The organism is Mammaliicoccus sciuri, from assembly GCF_002901825.1.
GTDB lineage: Bacteria > Bacillota > Bacilli > Staphylococcales > Staphylococcaceae > Mammaliicoccus > Mammaliicoccus sciuri.
Genome location: NZ_PPQD01000034.1, coordinates 45976 through 51975, shown reverse-complemented (window position 1 = coordinate 51975; position 6000 = coordinate 45976). Strand labels below are relative to the sequence as shown.

At 31.1% G+C, this 6000-nt stretch carries 7 protein-coding genes; 2 read left to right on the top strand and 5 right to left on the bottom strand.

Annotated elements, in window-relative coordinates:
* From hemG to hemE, 3 genes are all read right to left on the bottom strand, one after another.
* Positions 1 to 677: protoporphyrinogen oxidase (gene hemG, locus CD035_RS14185; protein ID WP_229412548.1), on the bottom strand; the 677-nt coding region annotated here is incomplete at its 3' end.
* A 32-nt stretch (positions 678 to 709) separates the two neighbouring features.
* On the bottom strand, positions 710 to 1630 hold the full coding sequence (gene hemH / locus CD035_RS11665; RefSeq protein ID WP_025904824.1) for a ferrochelatase: 921 nt from the start codon (positions 1628 to 1630) through the stop codon (positions 710 to 712).
* Between the two features lie 40 nt (positions 1631 to 1670).
* Positions 1671 to 2723: a uroporphyrinogen decarboxylase gene (gene hemE / locus CD035_RS11660; RefSeq protein WP_048539854.1), complete on the bottom strand. Its 1053-nt coding sequence runs from the start codon at positions 2721 to 2723 to the stop codon at positions 1671 to 1673.
* A 166-nt stretch (positions 2724 to 2889) separates the two neighbouring features.
* Here hemE and CD035_RS11655 point away from each other — a divergent pair, with 166 nt between their 5' ends.
* A complete protein-coding gene (locus CD035_RS11655; RefSeq protein ID WP_048539853.1) occupies positions 2890 to 3417 on the top strand; it encodes an antibiotic biosynthesis monooxygenase family protein in 528 nt (175 codons plus the stop codon).
* A gap of 60 nt (positions 3418 to 3477) precedes the next feature.
* On the opposite strand, the gene ecsB is transcribed toward CD035_RS11655, so the two are convergent.
* A complete protein-coding gene (gene ecsB, locus CD035_RS11650) occupies positions 3478 to 4698 on the bottom strand; it encodes an ABC transporter permease EcsB (RefSeq protein ID WP_048539852.1) in 1221 nt (406 codons plus the stop codon).
* The gene (locus CD035_RS11645; RefSeq protein WP_048539851.1) at positions 4691 to 5428 is read right to left on the bottom strand and encodes an ABC transporter ATP-binding protein; all 738 of its coding nucleotides are present in this window, start codon (positions 5426 to 5428) and stop codon (positions 4691 to 4693) included. The genes ecsB and CD035_RS11645 overlap by 8 nt, the downstream gene beginning before the upstream one ends.
* A gap of 128 nt (positions 5429 to 5556) precedes the next feature.
* On the opposite strand from CD035_RS11645, the gene CD035_RS11640 reads away from it, so the two are divergent.
* Positions 5557 to 5979, top strand: coding sequence for an HIT family protein (locus tag CD035_RS11640; protein ID WP_025904819.1), 423 nt, complete (start codon positions 5557 to 5559; stop codon positions 5977 to 5979).
* The last annotated feature ends 21 nt before the right edge of the window (positions 5980 to 6000 follow it).

Below are 6000 nucleotides of genomic sequence, written 5' to 3'. Positions count from 1 at the left end.
TGTCTAAATTGTTTAAATTGGCCTTTTGGTTTGACTGTTACTTTTTTATCGGCATTATTTTTAGCTTTTTGAGCTATCATACCTTTTATTAAGCCACCCTCTTTTTCTTCTTGTTCTTTAAAATGAGGGAATGTTGTTTTTAAGCTTAATTTATCAATATTTGCACCATAAATACCTGCCATTAAAGGTTCGATTAAGTTTTCTAATACTTCATCACCTAATCTTTGTCTAAAGAAATGGCCGATTGATATATCTGTATGCATCGGTTTAACAGGTAAGAAATAATCTAAACCCGCTCTTAATTTAGCTGCTGGAGAAATCAATTGTGTTTTAAGAAATGGTTTAATTTCTGTCGGTATACCCATAATTGAACCACCTGGTATTGGATATAACTTATTATGGCTGTAAATATATGATTGCCCTGTTTTATTTGTTACTAAATCATCAGCAATCCCAATTTCTTCAGCCAATTCTGTCATAATTGTTTTTCTACCTAAGTATGATTCTGGCCCTAGTTCAATTGTATAACCATTTTTACGATATGTTTTAATTTTGCCGCCTACTCTGTCTGATTGTTCATATACATCAATTTGTGCATCTGGATAATCTCTTCTTAAATAATGGGCAGCAGATAACCCAGTTATCCCTGCCCCTATTATTGCAATTCGTTTTGACATACTTAACACTTCTTTCTTATTCGAATATCGAATTAGAATTTTTTCTTAATTGCTGATACCATTGCTTCTATAAATTTAGGATCAATATTTGGCATTGGTGGTCTGTGATATTTCACGCCTAATTCATCACAAACAACTTTACATTCATAGTCGTTGTCATATAATACTTCTAAATGTTCACATACAAATCCTACTGGTGTATATATAAAGTGTTTATAGCCATGTTCATTGTATAAGTCTCTCGTTAAATCTTGAACATCTGGTCCTAACCAAGGTTCTCCAGTTTGACCTTCTGATTGCCAACCTACTGATACATGTTTGATGTTAGATTCTTCACTTAAAATTTTAGCAGTTTCTTCTAATTGATCAGGATATGGGTCGTTTGCTTTTTTAATTTTTTCAGGCAAACTGTGCGCTGAAACGATTAATACTGTTTCATCATGACTTTCTTCTGGAATCGTTTGTAATGTTTCGTCAATCATGTTTGTCCAGTAAGAAATGAATGCCGGTTCATTATAAAATTGCTCAACGTGATGCATTGAAATACCGTATTTATCAGCTTCTTCTTGAGCACGTTTATTATAACTTCCAACTGAGAAATTAGAATAATGAGGTGCTAATACAATCGTAACCGCTTCTTCAATACCATCATTATGCATTTGTTCTACTGCATCTTCAATAAATGGATGAATATGTTTTAAACCAATGTATAATTTAAATTCAACATCTTCATATGCTTCATTTAATGCGCCAAGTAAACTTTCTGCTTGTTTCTCTGTTGTACCTGCTAATGGTGAAATACCACCAATCGCTTTATAACGTCCTTTTAAGTCTTCAATTTGCTCATCAGATGGCTTACGACCATGTCTAATGTGTGTGTAATAAGGCACAATGTCACTTTCTTTATAAGGTGTACCATATGCCATAACTAAAAGTCCCACTTTTTTATTCATCTTCTATACTCCCTTTAATATAATTAAGCTGTTTAATAACCTATCTTTGTTGTAATTTATATTTTGCTGAATAATCATGCACAAACTGAGCAACTCTTCTCAATGTATCAGGTTGTACTTCTGGAAAGACACCATGTCCAAGATTAAAGATATAATTATGGTCTACTAAACCTTGATCCAATATTTGAACGAGTCTTTCTTCAATAACTTCCCATGGTGCTAGTAAAATAGCTGGATCTAAGTTTCCTTGTAACGTCTTAGTAATACCTTTTTCCCTAGCTTCTTTGATTTGTAAGCGCCAATCTAGCCCGATTACATCAACCGGTAATTGATTCCATTCTTCTATTAAATGGCTTGCTCCAACACCAAATGTTGTAACAGGTACGTTCTTTTCTTTAATTGCTGCAAAAATTTTATTCATAGATGGTCTAATGAAATAATGATAATCTTCAGCATTTAACGCACCTACCCATGAATCGAATACTTGAATCATCTTACATCCAGCATCAATTTGAGCATGTGTATAGCGAATTGCCATATCAGCTAATGTATCCATTAATTTAAACCAAGCTTCTGGCTGTTTATACATAAACGCTTTAGTCTTATTATAATTTTTAGATGGTCCACCTTCAATCATATAGCTCGCTAATGTGAATGGTGCGCCTGTAAATCCTATTAATGGTACGTTAAGTTGTTCTTCTGTTAAAAGTTTAATCGTATCTAAGACATATTTCACGTCTTCTTCAGGATTAATTTGACCTAATCGATTAATATCAGAAATGTCTTTAATAGGGTTATGTATAACAGGTCCTATTCCAGATTTTATTTCTACATCTACACCAATTCCAGTTAAAGGTGTCATAATATCTTTATATAAAATTGCAGCATCAGTATTATATTGGTCTACTGGTAATTTTGTAACATATGCACAAAGTTCTGGTTGATGTGTAATTTCAAATAGTGAATACTTTTCTTTAATTTTTCTGTATTCAGGCTGTGATCTACCTGCTTGCCTCATAAACCAAACTGGAGTATGAGATGTTTTTTCTCCCTTTGCTGCTTTTAAAATTGTATCGTTAAACGGTACACTCATTTATTTCACCTCATTATAATCATTACAATCTATTTTAACATATTCTATTATAAAGACATCTCTGTGCACAAAAATTCATAAATTATACAAAAGATTTCATGAATTGGTTGATTTTAGCGCTTACATGTTTATAATCTAATTAAAGAGATATAGGAGGTATATCATTATGAAATGTTATATAACAACAGGTACGTATCATTTTCTGCACAATATAATGAAGAAACATCCAAATGAAGATATTCATCATTATACGAGACAAGATACGACAGTACTTATTCATGAAACAAATGGTGATACAGTATTTGCACAACCTAGAGAATATCGAATATTAGAATCAAAAGGTGTTTTTATCAATCATGAATTTATAGCAGCAAGCTACATTCCTGTATCTGATGAAATGCAACATCGATTCGAAAATCATTATGTAGATATCGACAGTCAATTCGATAATTTCGAAGGGTTCGAATCATTTAGATTACTCAAACCTCGAAAAGGCGATACTTATATGATATTAGTTGGTTTCGATTCAAACGAATTATATGAAGATTTCACTAAATCATCTTTCTACGCTGAATATTTCTCTAGAGAGGCTACTCGTAAATTCTCTGGTGCTGAACAATATTCAACAGCAAATTATACAAAGTACTGGTATAGACCTGAAGAAGATGAAGAAACTGAAAACGAACAAGCATAATTATAAAATAAACAAGAAGAAATGACTCTCACTGAGTCATTTCTTCTTGTTTATTTGTTATTAATCTCTAAGTAGCTCTTGATGTTTTTTAATTTTCTTAATGGAAGAATCTATTGTTAACCAACCAACAATGAAGAATAATATAACGAAATAAATAGCTGTAACAAATTTCAATATATATATGATTGATAAAATAATACCTAAAACAATCATGATATTAATTAAAAATTGATGATAGCCTTTAACAACTTGTCCTTCACTAACCGGCCATACTTGAGGCCACAATCCGTATGCTTGTTGTTTATAAAATTGAGATAATTGTAATATCAACAAGTACATGATTAAAGCACCTAATATTGCTGATATAACTGGCTGGTCAATCCACCAAATGAGTACAAGTCCGATAATCAATAATCTTAATACGATAAAGAATGCATCTTTCCCTCTTGCAAAACTTCTAACAAATAAGAATTTATACATATAATCTTGATTAAATTTCTTAGAACTCGGAACTTTTAAGAATACATCTAAATATCTTCTACGAACTGTTCTTTCATTTAATACTTTTACATCTGTAAACATATTAACAAATTTATAATAATTCATCTTATGATTATGTTCGATAGCGATTAATGTTTCCCATTGATAAAAAGTACCTCGATTGATATTTTCTAATAAAATAATTAAAGCAATCAATACGACAATAGATAATAGACCTGATAATGCCCCTACTTTTAAAGTTGTGTAATAACCACTCGCATACACGATAAAGAGTAATACATTAATCCCCCAAATTTCTAATCCATATTTTAACCAGAACCATTTCATAATCAGTCCTAGAATTGGAAAGACGAAACTCAATATCATAACCGTGATATATAAGTAAAATTTACCACCCATTAATTGATAGAATAATGGTAGACCTATCACTAAAATCACGACTGGTAAAAATAGTCGATTAAAATAACTATATGTCAGTGCTTTTCTAATATAGACCGTTAAGTGTTTCTCAAATGGTAATAAATATAACTTATCCGCTTCTCTAAAAAAAGTCCTCATTGGAAATATCGAACAAATAGATAATATAACCGAAAAGATTAGTCGATAGTTAATATTTTGTGGAATGTCTTTTAACCAATTACTATAGCCTAACGCGAATGCGCCAATCATAATGGTTATAAATATCAAGAAATGACCATTAAAAATGAATTTATTGTAATTCATTTTCTCTAATACTTCTTCTCTTTGTCTAACCTTATATAAAGTATTTACATCATTCATACGCTTCACCTTGTGTTAAATGTATATAAATATCATCTAGCGTTGCATTGTTAAGTCCTGTTTTTTCTCTCAGTTCTTCTAAATTGCCCATCGCTACTAAACGACCTTGATGTAATATAATAAATCTGTCGCAATATCTTTCAGCAGTTGCAAGTATATGTGTAGACATTAATACTGAAGATCCTTGATTACGTCTTTCTACTATTAAATCTAACATTGTTTGTATACCTAATGGATCTAACCCTAAGAATGGTTCATCTATAATATATTGGGTCGGTTCAACTAAGAATGCGCAAACAATCATAACTTTTTGTTTCATACCTTTTGAAAAATGTATCGGAAAGACTTTTAATTCATTTTCAAGTCTTAGTCTTTTCAATAGTGGCATTGCCTTTTCAAGTGCAGTGTCTTTATCTATACCATATGCCATAGCAGTCATGTATATATGTTCTTCTAAAGTTAATTCATCATATAAAACTGGACTTTCTGGTATATATGTAAGATTTCTTCTATAAGATTCTATATCTGCTTTAATATCTATATTATTAATGGACATCTCACCTTGTTGTGGTGTTAATAAGCCAAGTATATGTTTAATTGTTGTACTCTTCCCTGCACCATTTAAACCAATAAGTCCTACTACTTCATTTGGTTTACATTCAAATGAGATATCATGGATAACAGCTTTTTTACCGTATCCACCTGTTAAATTATTCACTTTAATTGTCACGTGAACACACCTCCAAAATATATTGTAGCATGTTCTCAATGTTACATTCATTAAATATTATCTTTATCAGTGAGATGATATTACGAGCATGATATAATAAAACTAATATTTACATAGGAGATGATAGTATGTCAGAAACAATATTCAGCAAAATTATCGACGGTGAAATTCCATCATTCAAAGTTTACGAAAATGATTATGTATATGCATTCTTAGATATTTCTCAAGTAAGTAAAGGTCATACATTACTTATACCAAAGAAAGCTTCACCTAATATTTATGAAACAGATCCAGAAACAATGAAACACATAGCTGAAGCTTTACCAATCGTCGCGAATGCCATCAAGAAAGCTTTCAACCCTGATGGTTTAAATATTATTCAAAATAATGGTGAGTATGCTTCACAATCTGTATTCCATATCCACTTCCACTTAATCCCTAGATATAAAGAAGATATCGATGGTTTCGGTTATATTTGGAATACGAATGAAGATCAATTAGATGATGAAAAAAAAGCAGAAATCGCACAAACAATTCAACAGCATTTTTAATACACTGCATGTTTACAAAAA